The 23,503-nt window shown below is 67.2% G+C and carries 17 protein-coding genes and 2 pseudogenes; 8 read left to right on the forward strand and 11 right to left on the reverse strand.

Annotation, left to right across the window (positions count from 1 at the left end):
• Positions 1–3: 3 nt before the first annotated feature.
• On the forward strand, positions 4–1,206 hold the full coding sequence (locus NAEX_RS16760) for an SMI1/KNR4 family protein (RefSeq protein WP_096328499.1): 1,203 nt from the start codon (positions 4–6) through the stop codon (positions 1,204–1,206).
• On the opposite strand, the gene NAEX_RS47925 is transcribed toward NAEX_RS16760, so the two are convergent.
• From NAEX_RS47925 to NAEX_RS54540, 7 genes and pseudogenes are all read right to left on the reverse strand, one after another.
• Positions 1,151–1,930 carry an SMI1/KNR4 family protein gene (locus tag NAEX_RS47925; RefSeq protein WP_143140589.1) on the reverse strand — a complete coding sequence of 260 codons (780 nt, stop codon included), beginning with the start codon at positions 1,928–1,930 and terminating at the stop codon, positions 1,151–1,153. The genes NAEX_RS16760 and NAEX_RS47925 overlap by 56 nt on opposite strands.
• A 15-nt stretch (positions 1,931–1,945) precedes the next feature.
• On the reverse strand, positions 1,946–2,920 hold the full coding sequence (locus NAEX_RS16765) for a DUF4150 domain-containing protein (RefSeq protein ID WP_096328500.1): 975 nt from the start codon (positions 2,918–2,920) through the stop codon (positions 1,946–1,948).
• A gap of 10 nt (positions 2,921–2,930) precedes the next feature.
• The gene (locus NAEX_RS16770; RefSeq protein WP_096328501.1) at positions 2,931–3,935 is read right to left on the reverse strand and encodes a hypothetical protein; all 1,005 of its coding nucleotides are present in this window, start codon (positions 3,933–3,935) and stop codon (positions 2,931–2,933) included.
• The gene (locus NAEX_RS50280; protein ID WP_170135779.1) at positions 3,932–4,975 is read right to left on the reverse strand and encodes a DUF2169 family type VI secretion system accessory protein; all 1,044 of its coding nucleotides are present in this window, start codon (positions 4,973–4,975) and stop codon (positions 3,932–3,934) included. Before NAEX_RS50280 ends, NAEX_RS16770 begins: the two co-directional genes overlap by 4 nt.
• Positions 4,947–6,242, reverse strand: a complete 1,296-nt coding sequence (locus tag NAEX_RS50285) for a hypothetical protein (protein WP_170135780.1) — start codon at positions 6,240–6,242, stop codon at positions 4,947–4,949. The genes NAEX_RS50280 and NAEX_RS50285 overlap by 29 nt, the downstream gene beginning before the upstream one ends.
• Before the next feature lie 734 nt (positions 6,243–6,976).
• Positions 6,977–7,993 carry a DUF4215 domain-containing protein gene (locus NAEX_RS16780; RefSeq protein ID WP_245913740.1) on the reverse strand — a complete coding sequence of 339 codons (1,017 nt, stop codon included), beginning with the start codon at positions 7,991–7,993 and terminating at the stop codon, positions 6,977–6,979.
• A 501-nt stretch (positions 7,994–8,494) separates the two neighbouring features.
• Positions 8,495–8,734 (reverse strand): annotated as a pseudogene (locus tag NAEX_RS54540) (ATP-binding protein); the annotation flags it as partial.
• Between the two features lie 847 nt (positions 8,735–9,581).
• On the opposite strand from NAEX_RS54540, the gene NAEX_RS16790 reads away from it, so the two are divergent.
• Together NAEX_RS16790 and NAEX_RS52950 are read left to right on the forward strand one after the other, a co-directional pair.
• Positions 9,582–10,751: a UvrD-helicase domain-containing protein gene (locus tag NAEX_RS16790; protein WP_170135781.1), complete on the forward strand. Its 1,170-nt coding sequence runs from the start codon at positions 9,582–9,584 to the stop codon at positions 10,749–10,751.
• Between the two features lie 8 nt (positions 10,752–10,759).
• Entirely contained in the window at positions 10,760–11,776 is a 1,017-nt protein-coding gene (locus NAEX_RS52950) for a hypothetical protein (protein ID WP_245913741.1), read from the forward strand.
• Here the strand turns inward: NAEX_RS52950 and NAEX_RS54545 are convergent.
• Positions 11,777–12,274, reverse strand: a pseudogene (locus NAEX_RS54545) (IS630 family transposase); the annotation flags it as partial.
• Positions 12,165–12,737 carry a helix-turn-helix domain-containing protein gene (locus tag NAEX_RS16800; protein WP_096325583.1) on the reverse strand — a complete coding sequence of 191 codons (573 nt, stop codon included), beginning with the start codon at positions 12,735–12,737 and terminating at the stop codon, positions 12,165–12,167. The gene NAEX_RS16800 and the pseudogene NAEX_RS54545, both read right to left, overlap by 110 nt.
• Before the next feature lie 92 nt (positions 12,738–12,829).
• On the opposite strand from NAEX_RS16800, the gene NAEX_RS16805 reads away from it, so the two are divergent.
• From NAEX_RS16805 to NAEX_RS16820, 4 genes are all read left to right on the forward strand, one after another.
• Positions 12,830–13,192, forward strand: a complete 363-nt coding sequence (locus tag NAEX_RS16805; protein ID WP_096328505.1) for a hypothetical protein — start codon at positions 12,830–12,832, stop codon at positions 13,190–13,192.
• The gene (locus NAEX_RS16810) at positions 13,192–14,361 is read left to right on the forward strand and encodes a PD-(D/E)XK nuclease family protein (protein WP_211302418.1); all 1,170 of its coding nucleotides are present in this window, start codon (positions 13,192–13,194) and stop codon (positions 14,359–14,361) included. Before NAEX_RS16805 ends, NAEX_RS16810 begins: the two co-directional genes overlap by 1 nt.
• Before the next feature lie 993 nt (positions 14,362–15,354).
• Positions 15,355–16,494, forward strand: coding sequence for a fibro-slime domain-containing protein (locus NAEX_RS50290; RefSeq protein WP_170135782.1), 1,140 nt, complete (start codon positions 15,355–15,357; stop codon positions 16,492–16,494).
• 207 nt (positions 16,495–16,701) lie between these two features.
• Positions 16,702–17,835, forward strand: a complete 1,134-nt coding sequence (locus tag NAEX_RS16820; RefSeq protein WP_211302419.1) for a fibro-slime domain-containing protein — start codon at positions 16,702–16,704, stop codon at positions 17,833–17,835.
• 37 nt (positions 17,836–17,872) lie between these two features.
• Here the strand turns inward: NAEX_RS16820 and NAEX_RS16825 are convergent, their stop codons facing one another.
• Together NAEX_RS16825 and NAEX_RS16830 are read right to left on the reverse strand one after the other, a co-directional pair.
• Complete coding sequence (locus tag NAEX_RS16825) at positions 17,873–19,315, reverse strand: RtcB family protein (protein WP_096328508.1); 1,443 nt, start codon at positions 19,313–19,315, stop codon at positions 17,873–17,875.
• 424 nt (positions 19,316–19,739) lie between these two features.
• Positions 19,740–21,203, reverse strand: a complete 1,464-nt coding sequence (locus NAEX_RS16830; RefSeq protein WP_096328509.1) for a lipase maturation factor family protein — start codon at positions 21,201–21,203, stop codon at positions 19,740–19,742.
• A gap of 81 nt (positions 21,204–21,284) precedes the next feature.
• On the opposite strand from NAEX_RS16830, the gene NAEX_RS16835 reads away from it, so the two are divergent.
• Positions 21,285–22,862 (forward strand): ferritin-like domain-containing protein, encoded by a 1,578-nt coding sequence (locus NAEX_RS16835; protein WP_096328510.1) that lies wholly within the window; start codon positions 21,285–21,287, stop codon positions 22,860–22,862.
• The last annotated feature ends 641 nt before the right edge of the window (positions 22,863–23,503 follow it).

Raw genomic sequence — 23,503 nt, forward strand, 5'->3', positions numbered from 1 at the left:
CCGATGAAGAAATTGCCGGGCCACCTCCGAGACAAGTACGAAGCGCTCCTGTTGGTGCGGCCGGAGTGGAAGGGTTGGGCGCGGCCGCTGTCGAACCAGCAGATCGCGGAGTGGGAACAACAGTTCAAGGCCACGCTTCCCGCCGAGTTCATCGCCTTACTGACGGAGATCGGCGACAGGGCGCCGGTCTCGCGACATCACGCGCTCATTCCGCTCGCCGAAGCGGTGCCCCAGCTCCACAGACTAGGGCCGGCCGGGCCCATTCACGAGCCGTTCCCCTTCACGGGCGATGAACCCGTGGATCTGCCCTGGGACGACGATGCTGATGAGTATGCCGATCCATATGCATTGAGAGGCTGCATTCCTCTCCTGGATGATGGGTGCGGCACGGTCGACTTGCTCGTCGTGACTGGACCCGAGCGCGGGCGCATGTGGCGATTCGTCCCAGGGGGGACGCAGGAGCTCCGCCCGCTCAGCCGCGGCCTTCCTCGCTGGTACGAGGATCTTCTCGACGTGGAACGGGCGGCGGACGATCGGCGGCGCCAGGAAATTGCAGCGCTCGAGGCCACGCTCCTGGCAAACCCGGGCGATGACCAAAGCGCGCTCGCCCTCGCCAGCTTGGTCGAGACTGAGGCGCCCGAGCGCGCGCTCACTCTCCTCCGCGGCGTCCTCACGCGGCACCCAGACGCGCCACCGGCGCGAGAGCGGCTCGCCCGGCTGCTCTTCGCGCGCGGCGAGTACCAAGAGCTGATCGATGCGTTCAATGGGAGCCCGCGTATCGACCTGTTCCGCGGGGCGTCCCAGGAGCTGCGCGGTGACCATGAAGCGGCGCTGGCAACGCTCAGGCACGCGTCCGCGGGCCCTCTCTCGCCCCTCGAACTCGGGTTCGCACACCACTACCTCGCGCGCGCACACCTCCATGCCGGCGACCCCGGGCGTGCGCGTGAAGAAGCCCGACACGCGTCGATCGACGCCGACACATACGCCATCATCGCCGCGGCTTCGGCCCAGCTCGGCCGAAACGAGGAGGCGATCAAGGCCGCGGAGGAGGCGCTTCGCTGGATGGAGCCCGCCCTGGCTCGCCGCCCTGGCGAACTTCGAGCCGGATCGCCACATCCTGCCGTCCTGACCCGCGAGGAACTGCTCGCGCTCAAGGAGCGCTGCCTGCGGGCGCTGAGTAGATCCGGAGGTCGAGATTGTCCATGAGGATCTCCGCGATCAACGCTGCTGTGCGGCGGTCGCGAGCTCCGACGCGGACGTCCGGAGCCCATCCCGGCGCTTCGTACATCATGACCGTGGCGTCACTCCGAAGTTGACAAGCCCACCACGGGCCCGTCTCGGGAACGGCGTGAAAACCCAGGCGGTCAGCGATCCAGCGGAACCGTGGGAGCCAGGTTCCCGGCGGACAACCAGGAAAGCGCGGCTGCACGGTCCCGGGCGAGCGAAGCTGGATTTGGTGCTCGAAGCACGGGAGAGCCTTGAGTAGGAAAGCGAAGCCGAACAGCATCGCCGGGAGCGATGGGTGTTCGGCGATCACCGTTGGCCTTGCTCCTCCCGCCGCCAGGCGTACGAGCGGCGGGTTCGCGGCCGGACCGGCGCGCATGTCGAAGAAGAGGCCCTCCACGCCTGGGCGCGGCGCGCCGACGCACAGGAACTCCCGCGGATCGGGACACAACTCGGGATCTCGCGCGAAGGCCTGGAGGGCCAGAACATCCATGCGCAGGTTGTCATCCCCGTAGGCGTTCAGACCATTGTGGCTGTGACCCATGTGAGCGAGGAAGACACGGTAAACGGCCGGCAGCTCGACGCCGAGCGTTCCTTCCAGTTCCCGTATTTGTTCATCGGCCGCACCGGCGATCCCTTCGCGAAAGTCTGGCTCCCACCGTTCGACCCACGTCACCAGGCTCTGGGGGTAAGTCTGCGCATCCATGGGAGTTATCCGGGTTCAGGCAGGCTCGTCGGGGCACAACATGCGGGCGATGTTGTCCTGGCAGGTCGGACAGGAGGCGACGGAATGAGTCGTGTCACCGCCGTCCTGTTTCACCATCCAGGCCTCGGTCAACGACGCAGGTTTACATCCCTTCGCCAGCGCGGTCTGGATCAGCTTCTGGGCCGCGCACTGAAGCGGCGGATGGGTCCCAGCGGGGGGTTTGGTGATCTGCGCGGGGCCTCGTACGGTCTGCACGGTGACTGGGCTGCCGGGCGTGAAATTGGTCGCGGCCTTGCCGGCTCCGGCGACGCCTGCCCAGCCCTTGAATGCCACCTTCCCGGTCGGAGCGCCTGCGACGGCTAGCAAGGTGTCCTTGTGCGGCGGGGGGCCCGGACAGTTCGAGACGAGCGCGCCGATCATACCCGCCTTGTTACCAGTCGTCGGGCTGTTCTGTAGGTCCGTGCCGAATTGCGTCACCGCATCCCGGCTCTCGTTGCTCTCGGGGAGGCGGTAGTCGGGATTGTGAGCGTTCATCGGCTTCCCGCAGTTGGCACAGAGAGCATTGTCGTCGACAACCGGATATACGATGGTGCCACCTGTGAGCGTGAAGGTATTACTCTGATTGCCGTTGTGCTGGGCGCTGTCCATGTGACGGACGACACCCTTTCCCTCGATTCTGACGTTCGGGCTGCTCGACCCCCAGGTCAGCTTCCCCTTGATCTTGCCAGAGATGATCCCCCCGCCGGCCGTTCCTGGCTCGTCGCCGACGCTCGTTCGGAGGTTGGAGGACGCGATCGCTACCGGGTTGCCCGCGATGGCGACGCGCTTGGTGCCGGCGGCGAGGTCTCGGCTGGTTGCCGTGTTCACGTAGGGGACGGGCACAGGGCCACCAGGCGTGGGCGTCTTGCAGACGTCCGGCACCGGACATGTGTGAACAAGTCCGTCGCCGCGGTGCACGATGGTGCGCTTATTCGCATAGACGTTGGTCATTGAGCATCCTTCAGGGGGTTTCCAGCAAGCACGCGCCCACGTGGCCCAGGTTGGCTTCTCCGTAGGCGAGGACCCGCGCCAGCTCGCCGCGGTGGATTTTCAGCGCCGCGAGGCTGACTGCGAGCGCAGCGCCTGCGGCGCCGCAATCGCCGAGGCCGTCCGCGAGGGAGACCACGTTCAGTGGCTCGGGGCACAGGGCTGCGTTGCGCAGGAGAGCCATGGTGAGTTCCCGCGACCAATAGACGACGCCGGGTTGCGGTGAGTAGATCGCGTCGGCTCGCCAACCCTGCTGCCGTTTACGGAGGCTTCGGAGCACGGAGGTAAGGCCGTCGGCCAGGGAGGAGCGGTCCTGCCGAAAGTGGCGCTGCTCTCGCCCCCGAGCAGCGGCGCGGATCCTCGTCCACGGCGTTCGCCGAAGTCGACGAGCTCCCTCCTCGCTCGTCAGGATCGTGACGGCGGCGCCCTCGCCCGGGATGATGCCGTCTGGGTGTCGATCGTCCAGGAGCTCGCCCCGGCTAGCCAGCGCTCGAAGAGATGAAAGATCGCAGCCGCTGTCGACCGCGCAAATAGCGACCAGTGGCTGCCCATCTGCGATGAGCCGGGCGGCAGTCTCCATGCAGGAGAACCACGCAGAGCGTCCGTCTGCGAAGTGGTAGCGCTCCGGTCGTTCGAGCGTGATCCGGGGTTCGCACCCGGCCAAGGCTGCGTGGAGGGTTGCTGGGTCATCCGTGAGGTGTTCGTCGGATGTGGCGAGCAGGAGCGGCATGCGGAGCTCGCGGAACTCCGAGAGCGGCTCGAGCGCATCAAGGAGGGCCGCGCAGGCCAGCCAGTGGCAGCGAGACGCGCGATCCATCTCCGGTGGCAGCAGCTCGAGTTGCGACGCCACGGCGGCGACCTCTTCGATCTCCACGGTACGCGAGATCCCGGCCTCGAATGCGGCGAGCGTCGCGGCGACTGACAGGCCGATCGACGTGCATGCTCCGGCGCAGAGCAACATCAGCGGGTGCTCGTTCACGGGAACGCCTCCCAGGTCTCGAGCTCGCGAACGCTCGTATACTCATGCTCACGACCCTGGCGAGAAAACGGGACCGTTGCGCGCCAGAGCAACGTCAGCGTGCCTTGATCAGGTTCGAGCACAACCACGTCGAGAGTCATCGGCTGTCGATGAATAGCGGTTCGAAAGACGCTCTTGCAGACAAGTCGGAGCCGCGGCAGTGTGAAGGCATACGTGCCCTCGGCGGCGAAACCGTCCAGGACCACGTCCTCGCCGCCGACGAGGTGCGTCGGGGCGGTGAGACCGGGAGCAGCGGATTGGAAGAACCGGAGGTCGAGGTCCTCGGGCCAGAGTGGTGCCCGTTGCGCGACCCAGGCCTCGTCGTACGTCCCGGCGAAGCTTGCCCGCGGCGACCAGTGCTTGGCGATGGGACCAATGCCGGCGGGCTCGGAGCGGCTGCACGGGTCCGTGATCGGGGAGTGCGGGAACTCAATGTTGGGGACCGGGGCGCCGTCAGCCTCCCGCGCAGACCGGAACACGCTGCGCCCGACAGGGTTCCGCTGATCGCCGCCGAGCGCTCGCTCCCAGCGGAGCGGCATCGTCACGAAGGGCGCGGGCGACGACGCCCGCGTGAATCCCATGCGGTGCAGCCAAATCCGGTCTCCGTGGACACGCAGCGTCTTGCGGCACGCGCCGACCGCGACGCTCACGTCCATGCTCGTCACCGGTCGGCCGCCCGGCGCCCAGGCGCTGCCTTGGATATGAATGTCCGTGCAATTCCGTGTGTACGCGGTTAGGCCCTCATAGCGTAGGCTCGACGCCCCCGGTTCCCCCCAGTACACGTCCGCGGTGACCGGAGCAGGCTGCTCGTCAGTGGGAATCAGCGGACGTTCCACTCGCCGCCCTGGGGGAGGGAGGGGGAAATGAGCGGCGAGCAGCACAGTCCGTACTTCATCGCCTTCACGGGTCACGCCGCTGAGGGCGGCGGCGCCGTACGGGGTCAGATTCTCGACGGGTCCCACGCCGGTCCGCTCACCTTTCTCCCAATAGGCTGCGTTCAAAGTTGAATGGTACCACAGCGAGAGTTGTGAGCCCTTCGCGCTGCCGGCGGCTGAAGGAACGTGTGGCGAGGCGAAGGGAGCCCCCTGAGTGCAACTCGAGCGCTTCGGCGAGCGCATGCCTGCGACGCGAAGATCCGTGGAGCAAGACGTCGCGCATGCGGGCGGGCGTGACGGGCTCACCGCCGAGAAGGCGACACGTACCATCGATCCGAGGGCGAGCCTGGCGCCACCATTCCCGTAGTCCGGGGGGATCAGGCTGCGGCAGCAACAACTCCGGGTCAATCGCAAGATCCTGCTCGGACGGCCACGGACGAGGGACAGCGACGCCCTCCTCGTCCCGAGGCGACAGGCCCGTGATCGCGCAGAATGCCTCGAAGGCGAGCGAACGCTGGCGGTCCTCGTCGTCCAGCGCATCGATGAGCGCGAGCGACACGTCGGCGGCGTCACGCCGACCGCAGAAGCCGAGCGCCCAGAGAGAGCCCGGCGTCGGCCCCTCACGCTCGATCCACCCGACGAGCGCTGCGTGTTCGTGTGAGCCGCCGACCAACCCGACGAGGGTTTGAGCCGAGGGATCGCCGCGGGCGGCGGCCTGGAGGCAGGCGGCGCGAACCCGGTGGCTGCCGAGCGCAAGGCCGGTCCGATACGCCGCATCTCGCAAGGCCTGGTCGTCATCCTCACAATGGCGGTCGGCGAACGCGCGTCCGCAATCGCCCAGCGCGGGGAGCGACAGGGACCCGCGGAGTCCGAGGGCTCGTATCCAGGCGACATCGGCATGAAGGCAGTATTCCACCAGACGTTGGGGAGGCGCGATCGCCCGATGGAGGAACATCTCCAGCCATTGTGGCCACCGCTCGCAACGATCGTCCTCCCAGGCGCAGGACAGAAGCCCATCGACTTCTGGGCCCTCCCACAACGCCAGCGCACGGAACACGGCCGGACTATCCTCGGGGGTCCCATTCACCAGCGCGTCCAGGACCACCGGCAGAGCTGTCGGCACGGGGTTCGACAAGAGCGCGAGCGCGGCGACGGTTCGATAGGCAACCGGCTCGAACGAGTCTTGGCTCCCTCCAGGCGCAAGTGCCGGCCGCAGAAGCCGGTCGACGGCCGGCGGGCCCGCCTCGACGAGACCACGGATATGGGCGAAGAGCCGGCGCTCTGGCCCTGAGGAGAGCTCCATGAGCGAGAAGTCAGGAGATCGGTTGTGGGCCTCCCACTGCGTATACAAGAACTCTGCTTCGTCGAGATGCTCGGCGACGACGCTCCACAAGACGCGGTCGTCCCGACGCCGTGGAAGAGGTGGTGGGTCCGCTTGAATCAAGTGGTGAGAGGCTACAGGCTTGACGCCGCATTGGACATGATCGCATTCGCGCGTGAGCGCTCCCGCTCGATGTCATCCTTCATCATGCTCGCTGTGCTGTGTTCCTCGGGCCTCCGCCCCTCCAGGGCGAGGCCCGCCCCGGCCGCCTTCGCAAACCGAGGCAGCACAGGCAGGCACATCTCAGCGCCCGCAGCGCGATGGCGACTGGCTTCAGTTCGATGGGGTCGAGCGGTTGGCAGGGCTAAAAGTGGTTGCAACGGATCTCGACGCGCGCCGAATGCGCGGTTGCCCAGGGCGGGGTTTTCGTCTCCGTGCGAAGTCGCGCCGCGCTACAGTACCCGTGTGAGGGAGCCTGATCCGGACGCCTGACAGGACGCGTTGACGCGGCGACTACGTACACTGGTGCGGACGGCGCCCCTGCACCGTTTCGAGACTCCGCGACGTGGTGCTCGCCGGTGTCGACGTCCGAGCCCTTTGTCAGCGTCTCCATCGAACACATGGGTTTCAGCGATGGGACTGTTCCGCCTGCTGACGGACTTGCGGCCGTTTCCACCGCAAGGCGGCGAGAACACACCCCGGCACGCAGGGCATGCTCGGCATGCCCACCCGGCCGCGAGTGCGTCGCACCTTCGCGGGGCGTCGTTCGCGTGGTCACGCCGAACCACCGGTCGGCTCGAGAGTGATCATGGTGCGGACACATCCTGAAAACAATAAAGATGGAGCCCAGCAGCGCAGGAAATCATCTCGTCGTAATTGGTCCAGGTCTCGTCGGTCGAGTCGACCATGCCGATGAAAGATTTGACGATGAGCTGCCCTCCTTGGCTCCAATTTTCGCAATGATTCATCATATCCGTGACGGTTCCGTCAGGATTCGTATTGGTCCAGGCGGCCCCGGCACCGTCCGGGATGGGCCCGCTCTCGCCCACGTTGATGGCGTTCAGGAGAGGAATGATGGCTAACCCTGCGAACCCCTTCGTGACGGGAGTGCCGTCGAGGAGTCGGTAGTAGCCAGCGAACGAGGTATCGAAGCGGGTCGAGGGTGAACCGGTGTCATCGCTGAGCCAGGCGCGCCAGGGGAGCCTGCTCGGAAGGTTACCGTGCTCGGCGACCGCCTCGCAGAGCGCATCTGCACGATCCAGCCCGGTGAAGGCATCGTCTACATCGACGTAATACTGTTGCTCGGTATGCTGCTTGAGGTCCCCGTTAAAGCGCAGCGAAGTGATGAAGACATACCGCGATGCCACACATTCGTTGCTGCAGTCGTCCTCGTCGATCGTGTTGCCGTCGTCACACGCCTCGTCCCCTTGCAATTCCCCGTCGCCGCATTCGATCTTCTGGCAAAGGTTCGTGCATGCGTCGTCGTTTGACTGGTTTCCGTCGTCGCACTCCTCTTGCCCGATCCATACGATCCCATCACCGCAGCCACCCATGGCACAGCCGTTGGTGCACGAGTCATCGACACCATTGCCGTCGTCGCACTCTTCCATTCCGGTCCATACGATCCCGTCCCCGCACGCTGCGTTTTTGCAAGTCGGTAGGCACGCGTCGCGCACTTCCAAGTTCCCGTCGTCGCATTCCTCACCCTCCTCGAGGACGCCGTTTCCACAAACCGGGGCGTCGTCCGAAGTCGTCGGCACTCCAGTGGGGCTCGTCGAAGTCGGCACCGGCAGCCCGGTCGTGTCCGTCGTCGAGAGCTCCATGCCCGTGGACGTACTACCGCTACTGCTATCGTTCGAAAGGCCTGCTGTTTCCGTACTCGTGGACGAGTCTGCACAACCCAGTCCCATCGTGCCCCACAAGCCACCCATGCACGCAGCAAGAAAACGAACTCGACCCAGAGTGAAACGTCTCACGCTGCGAGCATCCCACAGCAGCAGCACAAAGACCAGGGTCGTGCGGCGGAGCCTGGCCCAGTTCGGTGCTCGCGAGGGTTGAGCCATGACCGCGTGATTCTCCCGGGAGTCGCGAGAATTTGAAAGCCATGTGGAACGGCGGGCGGCGAGCGGCGACCCCTTTGCCCTGGACGCAACGATCGGCGTCGAGCTGGACCTACCTTGGTACTGGCTGACGGGGGAGACACTCATGCGACCGTGACCGCAACCCCTTCACACCTGAGTCGACCAGAGCAAACACGCTCCAGCGCATGGCCGTGTGCCCGAGTAACGTGCCGCAACGCTAAGGTGTGGGGACGGGCAAGCGGATCACCTGGAGTCGGGCGGGGCGCATGAGGGATCGGGACGGGCTAACGGATCGGTCGTCGTCAATGCGTGGTCGGCTCCTGCGCGCGTCGTCGGGCCGCGGGTTGAGTAGGTCTCGCCCTCCATGACGAGGGCGTGGGAGTGGTGCAGGAGGCGGTCGACGGCGGCGCTGACGAGCGGCTCGTCCTTGAAGAGCGGGCCCCATTCCTCGACCGAGCCGTTCGGGGTGATGATCAGGGCGCCGCGCTCGTAGCGCTAGAACTTCGCGGTCATGAGCCGACAGACACCCACCGCTTCCGATGAGCAGGTGCGCGAACTCTCGGAACGCTGTTACGGGAGCCATTGCTCGAACTCGAAGGGTGAGGAGTTCATGAACGCTCGCGCTCCTGGCGACCGACCTCACGGTGGTCGAGCCTGATGCGGCTGTGACCGCGGCCGGTTAGCCTGGCCGCGTGGCACAATCCGCTGGCAATAGGAGAACTCCTGTGCGACCTTGGGTACGGGGAGCCCTGCGTAAGGCCCTGGTGTATGCGAAGCCGCCAGCAGAAGACCTGCCAAGTTCTGCCGCCAGGATCCCTCGGCATCATCCCATGACGGAGTAACCATGAGCGTCGACTACAGTCCTGGCAAGTACACGAGCGAGACCGCCAGTTTCTACTTTTCCTGTGACGACGGCAAGAGTGTCCTCGTCGGCGTAAAGAGCTCGGACCACTCGACGTGTCCCGTCCTCGGCACAGGCGGTTCGACTATGGTGACTCGGATGAAGACACCGACCGACTCATCTCTCTCGAGAGAGCATCAGAAGTTCTGTACGGCTACACAGACGGGCCAAAGATTCTCAAGGTACCTACTAAGGCGTGGAAGGATTTCTCGGGCGAAGATCTTGCGACGGGCGAGTGGGGTGCCGGAACAGAGAACGAGATCAAACACGTCGTCGTGGTCCTCAGCGAGGTGACCGCTCTTCGTCTTCATGTGTCTTTCGAGTAGCGGTTTGGGACAGTCCTCGGCGCCTGTTCGCAGAGCCTCTCCTGGACCATCGCACAAAACCGCTCTGATACTCCAACATCAACCCCTTCCGCGGAAGAACCCCGTGCTCCCACTCGACCGCTTCATCCCCGCGATCCGCGCCGCGATTCCCCGTTTCCAGCCCGATCCGACCCGCGGCGCGACTCCAAATGCCGAGCAGGAGACCTGCATCCTCCATGCTCCGAGTGTCCCCCTGCAGATCGTTGCCGGCCCTGGATCGGGCAAGACTACCGTCCTTGTTCTCCGTGCGCTCCGTCATGTCCTTGTTGACGGCTTCCTCCCCGAGCAGGTCCTTCTCACCACCTTCACCGAGAAGGCCGCGGCCGAGATCCGCACCCGTCTGATCGAATGGGGCCGCCAACTCATCGCCTACTTGCGCCCGCAAGCCACCGGAGAACTCATTGCTCACCTCGATCGCATCGACGTCAACCGCTTCCTCACCGGCACCCTCGACAGCATTTGTGAGGGAGCCCTCCGTGACGCGCGCTCGGCCACGGACCCGGCTCCAGCCCTGCTCGAGGGGTTCGCGGCAGACGCGATCCTCTTCCGCCGGGGCTTGAGCAGCATCGCTTACAAGGACGGCAAGCTCGACCCCACGATCACCGCGTTCCTCCGGAAATTCAATTTCGAGCAGGAGGAGATCCACAACGCGGGTCAGCTCATGAAAATCGTCCGCCCCCTGTTCGACCGGTTTTCCCACGATCGCATCGACCTCCGAATGTTCCGTTCCGGCCCCAACGCGGCGGCTCGAGACGCGCTAGCGACGGCCTATGAGCAGTACTCACAAGAGCTCGCGTCCACCAACCGGCTCGACTTCGCCAAGCTCGAGGCCACCTTCTTCGAGCGCCTTCAAGGCGGGAGACTCAATCGTCTCACCGACCGCATTCGCGCAATTCTGGTCGACGAGTATCAGGACACCAACCTCCTGCAGGAAGACATCTATTTCGAGCTCCATCGCCGCGCAGCGGGCTCGACCTTCACGGTCGTCGGTGACGATGACCAGTCACTCTACCGCTTCCGCGGCGCGACGGTCGAGCTATTCCGTGATTTCGCTGGACGGCTCCACGCCGCAATACCGGGCGAGCTACCCGTACGTCACGACCTCGTCTCTAACTACCGCTCCACTCCGGAGATCGTCTCGTACTTCAACGACTTCATCACCACGATCCTGACTTCACCCCCGCCCGAGTCACCCCGCCCAAGCCAAAAATCCGAGCGCAGCGTCCTTCGGTAAAGTTGCCCGTGCTCGGCATGTTCCGCGACTCGGCCGAAGATCTCGCCGGCGACCTAGCGAGTTTGCTCCTGCAGATCTTCCGCGGCCCCGGTCGTGTCATCCGCCCCGGCCTTCCCCCGCTCAAGGCCAACAATAACGGCGGAGATTTCGGCGATGCCGTCTTTCTTGCGCACTCGGTGAACGAGTTTGGAGCGTCATTCATGGGCCAGGAGCCCAAACCGCGGCTACCTCACTTCCTGCGCGCACAACTACAGCGTCAAGGCAACGTGCGGGTGTTCAACCCGCGGGGTCAGGCTCTCAAGGATGTCGAGGACGTCCAGCAACTCGTGGGGGCCATGCTCGAGTGCATCGACCCCAAAGCGGCGAAGCAAGACGCCATGCTCTTGCGAACGAATGCCAAACAGGCACTTGGCGAGTTTCGTGCCTCCTACCGTGCGTTCGCAGCCACGAATCCGGCCCCCAAGGGGTTGTCGGGTTTCGTAGCCGCGTGGGGTGCTCGTAAGAGCCAGACCGGCAAGGACTGGCCCAAGGAGTGGCCGGTGCTCGAGCTTTGCTTCAAACTGCTGTGCTGGTTCCCGCGTCTCCGCGAGGATCCCGAAGGACAGATTCACCTCGAAGCTGTAGCCCGGGCCATCGGCCAATCGGCGTCGTTCTCGCCGTACAAAGCCAAGATCCTCCACGGCCAGGATTCGCATGACCGCCGCAGCGTGGAAGCGGCGATCCGCGACATTTTCGGACCCCTGGGCGAGGGCCTGATTGACGTGGACGAGAACATCATGCCCCACGTGCCGCGCGATCGCTTGGGGTTGATGACCATCCATCAAGCTAAGGGGCTCGAATACCCGCTAGTGCTCCGACCGCGACGTAGTGATCTGGCTGATTCTGAACACCGCTCGGGCTTGCTCCTTGGTGAACCGCCAAGTGATCTTCCGCCGCCGGCGGTGGGCGTCCTTGTTCCACAGAGACGTTCGACGGCGCAGTTCGGAGAGAGAGCCGATCCGAAGCCGTCCAAGGCATTCACGTGACCATAAGCTCGCCTCGTTCTCGGCAGGGTTGAGCCAACTCCCGTGCTTGGGAGTATAGTGCACGGTAAACCGGCTCCAAAGCTCGCGCCCCGCGTCATCGCCGAAAGCGGTGCATAACGAGTTCTGGCGGTGGGTGTTAAGATTGTCCATGACGAGGTGAATTGTCCGCGCCGAACGATATCGTTGAGCTATCTTGCGGAGAGCCCGAGCGAACTGCTTCGCCGTGCGGTTCGGCGTCGCATAGGTCAGGTGGCGCCCTGCCTTGGGTTCGACGATGCAGAAGACATTTGCGGTTCCGCGCCGCACGTATTCATAGTCTTGACGGGCCATGCGGCCAGGTGAGGCTGGCCGGCCAGGTCGAGCGGGGTCTCGAAGCACGACCGGTCGTTCATCCAGAGCGACGACCGGCTCCGACGCGTCGGCTGGTCGCGCCAGGGTGTCGAGGACGTCGTCCATCCGCGCGACGTACTCCTCGTCGATCTGAGGAACGCACCACATTTTTTTCCCGCCACGGTTTGAGCGCGTGGTTTTTCAGCAACACCCGGATCGTCTCCCGGCCGACTTGGTCGACGAGCTTGCGTTTCATGCACTCCTCGACGATGAGCATGATTGTCCACCGAGCGCGTCCTTCAGGAGGTGGCCCGCAGACCATGGCGACGATCGCGGCTTCTTGCCGAGCATCGAGCTTCCGCGGTGGGACCGGTCGCTTCGCGTCCTTGAGCGCGACCTCGACGCCCGCAGCGAGATACCGCTCTCCAACCCGCCGAACCGAGGGGACCGCCGATCCAACCGCTGCCGCCGTCGCCGCCAGCGTCTTCCCCTCGTCCAGCAACTGCAGCATGCGAATTCGCTTCCAGGTCCGCACCGTGAGCCGCTCCCGGGCTTTTCGGCGCAGGAGCTCTCGATCCTCGTCCTTGAGCTTGAGTCCGGGGAACCGGGGCCGCGGCTTCTTCTGCCTCATGGCACCCGTAGATCACGTTCCAGGTCAGAGCGCAAATTCGCGCATCGTTTTCGGATCGCTACCTTACGGTCGCAGCACTAGTCATCGTCGACGTGGGCTCAGACTTCCAGCGCAATCACCCGAAGAACCGGTTCAAGCGCTTTCCTCAGGACCCGAGCAACGTCGCGCTGATGGAGGACGAGCTTGCGAGCGCCTGCCCCATCGGCCTACTCCGTCAACAGCGCACGGGCCTCCAACGCACATTCGAGGATTTGATCCGCCTTTACTACGTCGGTTTCTCGCGGCCACAGACGGCCCTGCTACTCGTCGGACTCACGCCGACGATCCGCTACGCCAAGTCCATCCCTAACGTCGCCGTCTCGTGGCGCGCCGACGGCACCTGGCCCTGGTGCACGCCCGTGGCCACGAAAAAGAAGCCCGGCCAAGCCAACGCGATCCCGCTGGAGTTGATCTGATGCTCGAAGTCCGCCGCACCGCCGAGGTCGTCCCAAACTATTCCCTCACCGGAGATCTGCTGTCGTACATGCGCTGTGGTCTGCAGTACCGCTACCAGAATGGCAGTTCTCTTCCACCGTCGCGACCTGTGCAGATGTGGTTCGGTGAGTTCATCCATGGCGTGATGGAGACCGCCTACCGCATATGGAGAGCCGATCCCCCTACATTCCCCTGGCCGTGTACGGTGACCGAGTTCGCTAAGGATCCCCCGCCAGGTCGAGCTGCGCATGACATCGGCACCATCGGAGACCTGGTAGAGGCTACGCTGAGCGCGACGGGCAAGTCTGCGCGAAGCTTCACGCTTCGCCAGTCGGCGTATCGACGCGCTGAGCGAGCCGTGAACGAGCTAGGTCCCGCGCTGTTCCCCCTAATCGAGTCCGCCGAGGAGAAGGTTATTGGGACACGAGACATCAAGATGCCGCCAGGGATCGCGGCACGCGGTAGTATGTATGAGCTTCACGGTGTAATGGACGTGCTGTCCTCGATGTCGATGAAGCAAGCCCAGGACAGCTTTCTGCGCGACGCGGTATTGAGGCACGTCGGAGACTTCGACGGGCTGGCCGACGTGATCGTCGACTACAAGGGCTCGCGCCGACCGCCCACGGATCACGAGTACTGGAAGCACGGGGACTGGCAGCTCCAGATGTACGCCTGGCTCCGCAGCAAACAGCCTGGCGCCCGACCTGTCGTGGCTGGAGTCCTGCTGTACATCAACGAGCTCGACCCTGGTTCAGGCGACGTGCAGGCGCTCCAGATCGACGTCAAGAAGAGCCGCACCGACGTCGTGCCCGACTCGGGCTCGTCCGACGGCTATCAGTTGCGAGCGTGGCGACCGAATTCCGAGATCCCGGACTTCTCCCGGGAGTTTCGTCTCGCGCGGATGATGCGAGTGGTCAAGATCACCCCCGAGAGCATGCAGGAGGCTTTGCATGCATTCGACGGCGTAGTGATGGACATCGAGACCTCCGTATCCAAGGAAGCGTCGAGCGGGCGCATCCCCGGGAACTGGAAACCCTGCGGTGACGAGTCCACCTGCGCCGCTTGCGATTTCCGCCACTTCTGTCCCGCGCCGGCTGAGTACCGCGACCGAGATGGCAACTACGAGCCGGGTACGCCGGCTGCCCCATAGGTCGCCGGGCTGTTCAGGACCGCGCGGACTTGGAGCGTCTCCAAGATGTCTCCACGACACAGGTCGACGCCCGCGATCCTTGGGGACTCGCGGGCGTTCCTCCTGGAGGCGAATTTGTGAATCAGGACGCGGATTTAGGGCGAAAGGCGAGTGCGATCAACAGGTTGGCAAAATCCGCGTAGTACTGCTTCGAGCAGTGACGATCGCCGCTCGTCCAGCTCGCCGCGACCGGGCAGACGACCTGCTGCCGGCCCCCATGTTCATCTGAACATGACGCTATGTCCATACTGACGTGTCCTTTGCCAGGATACGGGCTCGTGTGGCGAGGCCTCACAGGCTGACGAAGCAACGGCATCTGGTCGCGCGAACGGCGGCAAATGACCATAGCCGGCCTTTCTCGCCCTGGCCCGTCGAAAACCCAAAATTTTTCAAAAATACTACCACCAACCAAGCGATCGCCCATTACGCATACCGCTCCAGCGCCCGCCGACCCGTCCCGGCACTCCCCCCGCTCCGATTCATCACACCTCGCTCTTACGAATCGCCCATCACGCTCGCTCGACCTCCGACCCTGTTCGGCGACAGCGCCGCATCCTCCCCCGCCTCCGGCGACTCCGTCCCGTCGCCGCCGCGTGCAGGCGTCTGCGCGTCTGGACGGCGATCCACTCGCCTGCGCTTGCGTCTTCGCGGCCTGGCTGCGCGTCGCCCGCGACGGCGTCCATCTCGACGCGCAGCCGACCGCCGGTGCGAATGTCCGCAGGGTGTATCGCACAGTTGCCATACATCGGTCGCGAATCGGACGACATCGACAGCCGGCGCCGCGCGACTGCGCGCATCGCCGTAAAATCCGGCGCCTGTCTTCGACTTCATTGTGAGGTGGCAATCGATCGACTCGGCGCTCGCGTCGCACCTCGCCTGTCCTCGGGCCTGCCCGCAGAGAGCGCGCGCGAAACCGGCGCTTGCGACCGTCGACCGATCCGGTACCCTCGCGCAATGTCTAGCATTCAATTTCGCGGGCGCGTGTCGACGCTCCTGGTGGCGATGACGTTTACCGTCGCGTGCGGCAGCCCGGCGAACCAGGGCACCGGCACCGACTCGGACTCGGACACGGGCACCGGCCTGACCGCCGTCACCGAGGGCACCGGCGTCGGCACCGACGGCACCGCCTCCGGCTCGGCCACGGGGAGCACCGAGGGCGGCGGCACCGACAGCGGCTCCGAGTCGTCGCCGACGACCACGTCGCCGACCACGACCACCGACCCGACGGCCACCGACACCGCGGACACGAGCACCGCGACGAGCATGCCGGTGACCTCGACCACCAGCGACACCACCGGCGAGACCACGCTCGACGAGACCACCACCACGACCACCGGCGAGACCACCGACACCACCACGACCACGACCGACACGACGATCGGCGAGACCACCGACGACACGACCACCACGACCACCGGCGAGCCGCCGCTCGAGTGTGGCAACCTCAAGGTCACTTACCGCGACTTCAAGCCGCTGCACACCGACTTCGGCTGTCACATGAACGGCAACATGGCCCGCCCGGGGCTCGTGATGCAGACGATCGGCGCCGACCAGACGCCCGTCTACAACCCGAACCCGCCCGGCCCACCGCCCGGCTACAACGGCTCGAACCCGCAGATCACCTCCGCCGCCTCGTTCGACGACTGGTATCACACGAAGGACGGCATCAACATGGAGATCGTCGGCGAGCTCGAGTTGACCGAGATCCAGATGGGCATCTGGAGCTTCCAGAGCAACTCGTTCTACCCGCTCACCGGCCAGGGCTTCGGCAACAACGTCACCCCGAACTGGGGCGGCCAGACCTACCCCGACCGCAACGGCTCGTTCACCACCGAGATCCACACCAACTTCATCTACGAGCCCGGCCAGGTCTTCAGCTTCAGCGGTGACGACGACGTGTGGGTGTTCATCGACGGCAAGCTGGCGATGGACCTCGGCGGCCTCCACGGCCCCGTCAACGGCACCATCAACCTCGACACCCTCGGCCTCGTGGCCGGCAACAGCTACTCGCTCGACGCCTTCCACGCCGAGCGCTGCGACAGCGGCAGCAACTTCCGCATCGACACCTCGATCGCCTGCTTCATCCCGATGTGACCGTTCGCCGCGCCGCGAATGGCCGCGCCGCCGCGGTCGCTCCCCTTTTGTGGGAGCGACCGCCCGCCCGGGCAATCGCGGCTCGTTCAGCGCCGCGATTGCCCGCATTCCCGATCGCATCGCCGCCGGTGCTCGCGAGTGATGTTCCCCTCCGCGAGCGCCGGCCGCCGCGCTTGCGGCCGCGCGCAGATCCGCTACATTCGCACGATGTCTAGAATTCCTTCTCGTGAGGGCGTCTCGAAGCTCCTGATGGCGATGACCTTCTCGGTCGCGTGTGGCAACCCTGCCGTCCAGGGCACCGACACCGACTCCGACACCGGCAGCGGCTCGACCGTCACCGACGGCATGAGTACCAGCGCCACCACCGACGACCCCACGGTGGGCACCGGCTCCGAGTCCGACGGCACCGACAGCGGCACCGCCAGCGGCACCGAGTCGACGACGACCACCACCACGGCGCCGACCAGCACCACCGATCCGAGCGACACCGACACGTCGACCGTCACGACGACGCCGGTGACCTCGACCACGAGCGAGACCACCGACGGCGAGACGACTCTCGACGAGACGACCACCACGACCACCGGCGACACCACCGACACGACCACCGGCGACACCACCACCACGACCGGCGACCCCGACACGACGACGACGAGCACCACCGGCGAGCCGCCGCTCGAGTGCGGCAACCTGCCGGTCATCTACCGCGACATGCAGCCGCTGCACGTCGACTTCGGCTGTCACATGTGGGGCAACGGCGCGCGGCCCAACCTCGTCCAGCCGATGCTCGGCGGCGACAACAAGCCGGTCTACAACCCGCAGCCGGGCCCGCCCCCGCCGGGGTACGGCGGCTCGAACCCGCAGATCACCTCGGGCACCTCGTTCAGCGACTGGTACAACACCAAGGTCGGCGTGAACATGGAGATCACCGGCGAGTTGCAGCTGACGGAGATCCAGCCGGGCATCTGGAGCTTCGAGAGCGACGAGTTCTTCCCGCTGACGGGCCAGGGCTTCGGCAACAACGTCACCCCGAACTGGCAAGGCGAGACCTACCCCAACCACAACGGCTCCTTCACCACCGAGATCCACACCAACTTCGTCTACGAGGCCGGCCAGACCTTCAGCTTCAGCGGCGACGACGACGTGTGGGTGTTCATCGACGGCAAGCTGGCGATGGACCTCGGCGGCCTCCACCCGCCGGTCAACGGCACCATCAACCTCGACACGCTCGGCCTCACCGCCGGCGAGACCTACACGCTCGACGTGTTCCACGCCGAGCGCTGCGAGGCGGGCAGCAACTTCCGCATCGACACCTCGATCAATTGCTTCATCCCGATGTGATTCATCCGTGAATCACCGCGGCGCCCGCCGCGGCCGCTCACGCCTTGAAGGTCATGAGCGGCCGCATGCGGGCGACCACGTCGCACAGCCCCGCCTCGACCTGGCAGGCGATCACCGGCCCGATCGGCTTGTAGGCCGCGGGCGCCTCCTCGATCCGCCGCTCCTCGCGGAGCGTGATGCAGTCGACCCCGGCCAGCCCGAGGTCCTCGGTCTCGCGCCCGCGCCGGCCCATCTCGAAGCGCGAGGTGGCCCGCCCGGCCCCGTGCGACGCCGAGCCGAGCAGCTGCGGCGAGCCGCGCCCGACCAGCAGGTACGAGGCCGCGCCCATCGACCCGGGGATGATCACCGGCTGCTCGGCGCCGGCCGGGCACGCGCCTTTGCGGGTGATCCAGCGCCGCGCCGGACCCTCCACCGGGAGCGTGATGTTGTGCGGCAGGTCGTACACGAGCGGCGCGGCGACCTCGCCGAACAGCTCGCGCAGGCGCTGCCGCAGCAGCTCGGCGAGCAGCAAGCGGTTGAGGAACCCGTAGTTCGCCGCCGTCGCCTCCGCCTGCATGTAGCCGGCGACGGCCTCGGGCTGATCCGCCAGCGACAGCGAGAACAGCCCCTCCGGCGGGAACTTCTGGCCCTTGGGCCACATGCCGCGCGCCCGGTCGCGCCACAGCGCGCCGACGTGCTTGCCGACCCCGCGCGAGCCCGAGTGGATCATGATCGCCACCTGCCCCGCGCGGACGTCCCACTGCCGCGCGCGGGCCCGGTCGACGACCTCCTCGACCACCTGGATCTCGACGAAGTGGTTGCCACCGCCGATCGTCGCCAGCCCGCCGTCGCGCACCACGCCTTCGGCGGGCACCAGGTCCTCGGGCGCCCAGCGCGGGTCGCCGTCGAGCGCACCGCCCAGGTGGACGCGATCGATCTCCCGCTCGAGCTGATCGAGGTCGGCCCGCGCCAGCTGCCCGAGCGGCCTCCGGCGCACCGCCGACAGCCACCCGATCAGCCCCTCGCGGAACAGCCCCTGCATCGCCTCCGCCGTCATCGGCAGGTCTCGGCTCGAGAAGAAGTAGTCGCCCTTGAGCCGCTCGACCAGGACATCGCGCTTGGCCAGCAGCTCCTCGGCCGTCAGGTCGACCACGTGCAGGCGCATGCCGCAGTTGATGTCGGTGCCGACGGCCGCGGGGACGACGATCCCCTCGGTCTCGACGATCGAGCCGATCGCCACGCCGGCGTCGCCCGGGTGGAAATCGGGCGACGCCCGCACCGTCGTCACGCCGCCGCCCGCCGGGTGGCGGAGCGCGGCGAGCCCGGCGAGCTGGCGCAGCGCCTTGGCCTCGACCGGGAATTCGTCGGGGAGGAGCACCTCGCCCGCCGGGGCGCCTTCGACGTCCTTGAGCCGCACACGGTAGATACGACCGTCGCGCTCGACATGGAGGCCCTCGCGCGCGAGCGCGGCGAAGACCCGTTGCAAGTTCTTTGGCTGCATGACACTGGGCTCCTGCGCGCGCGTCGGCCCACGCGCGAGCATTCGCGGCGCGCCGTCTCGGCGGCGCGCGCTACGTGCCTGTGCGACCTGACCTTCGGGCCGTGTCGTGACGCACAGGTCCTATCCACCCTGGCGCAACGGACAGCCGTGCGTCAGGGCCCAGAGAATTCCGAGCAGCAGCCGCGGAACGGCGGGGAAGTTACGGGCACCTCCCGGCGAAGTCAAGCCTGGACACGCCGCGCGCCGCCGAGCCTCGCGCCCTCGCGCCCCGCTCGACGCACGCCGACCCACCTCACGCGCTCGCCCGCGCCCGAATGACATGTCCTTTCAGACATCTGAACGCCCTCGAAACGCCAACGAGGGGCCACCCAAAACATGTCCCAAAAGACATGCTCGATCGTACAGACCACGCTCACCGCGCCACCTATCCCTTCGGACACGCCATCACCAGCTCGGGCGCCGCCGGCTCGCGGCGCCACCACCCGGCCTCGCCCGGGCGGGTGAACGTGTAGCGCCAGAACTGCACCCGCACGTGCGACGGCCGGGCCAGCAGCGGCGTGACGAAGAACCCCTGCGCCCGCCCCGGCTGCTCGCACAGGTGGGCCAGCAGCCGGCGCACGTACCCGGGCGGCGCCCGCCGGGCCCGCAGCCCGTAGAACCACAGCATGAAGTCGAGCCGCGGCTGGTGCGGCGCCACGATCGGCGGCGCCCGGTCGAGCGGCCCCGGCTTGTAGCGCATGTCGTACGTCCGCCACGCCCCGGCCGCGAACCCCGCGAACTCCGGCTCGACGCGCGCGCGGGTGATCTGCGCGAACAGGTGATACGCGTTGAACACGTGCCAGGGCCCCGTGTACTGCTGCAGCGCCGCCGCCCACGCCCCTCCGCCCGCGCCGAGCTCGACCCGCGCCGTCACCAGCGACAGCCCCACGTACGCGACCCCGAAGCTGATCAAGAGCCCCGAGCGCAGCCGCGGCCACGCCGGCGCCCCGACCTCCTCGCGCGGCAGCAGCACCCGCCCCCACACCGCGCGCCCCGGCAGCCGCGCGTACATCTTCATAAGATCGGCGTCGCGCAGCAGGAACAGGTGCAGCGTCAGCGACAGCCAGACGAAGAACCCGTAGTTCGCGGTCGCCAGGTTGAGCGCCTGAAACCCCGTCAGCACGACCAGCGCGACCAGCCGCCCGCGCCGCCCGCAGAACAGCAGCACCGGCACCAGCAGCTCGGCCACCAGCGTCGCCCGGCTCTCGATCGCGTGCCACCAGCCCGGCAGGTTGTGCGAAAACCACGCCAGCGGCGTCGGCAGCGGCGCCGTCTCGTAATAATAAGACATCGCGCTGCCGTCCAGCCAGTCGCCGAGCGGCGAGCCCCATTTGGCCAGACCTGACTCGAAGTACAGCTTGAACGCCGCGAACAGCAGCAGCAGGTGCGCGGCCGGTTGCGGCCGGTCGCGCGGCAGCAGCAGCGCCAGCACCCCGCACTCGACCAGCAGGCTGTCCCACTGGAACTGGAGGAACGGCGCGCCGACGCTGACGAAGCCGAGATAGAGCAGCGTGGCGATCGCCAGCCACACGCGCGGCCACACCCCGACGAGCGCCAGCGCCCCCGCGATCACCCCGGCCGTCGCCGCCCCGCGCAGCGCCGAGTCGCCGGATCCCCACCAGAACAGCGTCGGCGTCGCCAGCCACCCGCCGGGGCGCGCCCTGGCGACGGCCTCGGCGATCGGCGCCAACCCCTCGGCGCCGAACAGCGGCTCCACCTGCGCCCGCAGCGAGGCGAACGCGATCACGAACACCAGCCCGAGCAGCGCGTGGAACAGCCGCGCCACCACCGGCCCCGAATCGGGCGACATCCAGCCGAGGCGACCGACCTGCGCGGCGCTGTTCGTCACCCGCCGACGGTACGGGCCGATGCAGCGGCTGGCAACCGCGCGGCTTGACCCGCGCCGCGCTCATGCGTCACCTTCAGCCCCATGACGCTTATCCGAACTCCCTTAGACCCCGTCCGCGCCTCCCTCTTCGCCGCCCTCGGCCTGCTCGTCGCCTGCGCCCCGGGCAAGAACACGACCGAGACCGACTCCTCGTCGCTGTCCGAGACCGCGGCCACCACCGACCCGGCGACCACCGGCACCGGCACGACGAGCCCCGCCACCGATCCCGGCACCGGCTCCGACAGCGGCGGCCCGAGCACCACGTCGCCCGCGACCACCGACGCGCCGACCTCGACCACCGGCGTCGTCCCGCAGACGTGCGAGGGCACCGTCACCGAGCTCATGCAGGCCTTCGTCGATCCGCCGACGCCCTCCGGCTTCGTCAAGTGCGACGACGGCCTCATCCACCGCCCCGAGCCGCGCGAGTGCCTGTCCCCGGTCACGCCCACCAGCTGCCCCGCCGACGCCGCGCCCGAGAGCGAGTGCCTCACCGACGCCGACTGCACCGAGAAGCCGTTCGGCTCGTGCCAGCTCAACATGCTCTTCGGCGGCATCCTCGCGCCCGGCGACACCTGCGGCTGCGTGTACGGCTGCCAGACCGACGCCGACTGCGCGAGCGGCGAGGTGTGCCGCTGCGCCGGCGACGACCTCGGCCTCTACACCGAGTGCATCCCGGCGACCTGCATCACCGACGCCGATTGCCCGGGAGAGATTTGCGGGTTCGCGGCCGACATCTGCGAGCCCGGCGTGTTCTCCTCGCACTGCACCACCTCCGAGGACGCCTGCGCCGGCGACGGCGACTGCCCCAGCCCGCCCTGCGTGTTCGAGGACAGCATTCAGTCGTGGACCTGCGCCAACGCGGCCTGCGGTCGCCCCTTCCTCGTCGACGACCAGCCCGTCACCGCCCCCGCGCGCGCGCGCGACGACTGGCGCGCCCTCGTCCGCGCCCCCGTCGCGCTGCCGCCGACGCGCGCGCGCCTGGCCGCGTACTGGCAGCAGATCGGCCTGTGCGAGCACGCCTCGGTGGCCTCGTTCGCGCGCTTCATCCTCCAGCTGCTGGCCGTCGGCGCGCCGGCCGATCTGGTCAAGGACGCGCAGCAGGCCCTCGCCGACGAGATCGAGCACGCCCGCCTGTGCTTCGCGCTGGCCAGCCTGTACGAAGGGACAGGCGTCGGCCCGGGCCCGCTGACCGCCGCCGACGCGCTCGGCGAGCTCGACCTCGACGCCGTGGTCGCGGCGGTGATCCGCGAGGCCTGCGTCGGCGAGACGCTGTCGGCGCTCGAGGCCCGCGAGGCCGCCCTGCGCGCCGAAGATCCGGCCGTGCGCCGGATCCTCGAGCAGATCGCCGCCGACGAGCAACGCCACGCCGAGCTCGGCTGGCGCGTCGTCCAGTGGGCCCTCGCGCACGCGAGCGCGGACCAGCGCGCCCGCGCGGAGGCCGTGTTCGCCGCCGCGATCGCCGGCGCCGAGGCCACGATCGCCACGCTCGAGCAGCAGCCCGGCGAGCCCGAGCTGCACGCGCACGGGGTCGTCGACGCGCCGCTGCGCGCCGCGCTGTGGCGCGAGGGCCTGCGCGAGCTCGTCCGCCCGACGCTCGACGCGCTGCGCCACGCCGCCTGAGCCGCTCCACTTCGACAAACACGGCGCCGCGAAGGACCGTCCTCCGCGGCTGCGGGTGTCGGCGCTGCCGTGGAGGACTCGATGGCCTCCGCGGATCAGGGCGAAGCAGTCGCAGGCGCGCCGCTGCAGGTCACCCTCCCACATCGCGCCCCTCTGACAGTCGGCGCCGCGCTTCGATGGGCGATGGCCGCGCGCCGGAGCCGGCCCCGCCGTGCCTCGGCCGCGAAAGTGACAGCGACCGCAACGCTTCACGACGCGCACCCGCGCCGCTCGCATTCCCACGCGCGCGCTGATTCGACCCCACGCAGTCCCACACGCCGCCCGCGACAGCGCCCCCGCGGCCGGGTTCCCGATCGCTGTCACTTTCGCCGCCGCCGACATCGCCGGTCCGCGCAAGTTCCCGGGCGAGCGCGTCGTGTGCCGCCCACACAATTTTTCATCGCCCGAGGAACCGCGACCCCGGGCCTCTGTCTGTAGCCGCGTCGACGGTGCTGCGACGGCGAGGCTGGAAGCGGCTGCGAAGCAGCCCATCCGCCGCCGCGACGGACCCCCGCGCGGCGCGACGAGCCTGCTCGTCGAGACAGTACCCAAAAAACATGTTCGATCAATCAGACAACGCTTGTATGAAAGCCAGTGACGCC

This window comes from Nannocystis exedens (assembly GCF_002343915.1).
Lineage (GTDB): Bacteria > Myxococcota_A > Polyangia > Nannocystales > Nannocystaceae > Nannocystis > Nannocystis exedens.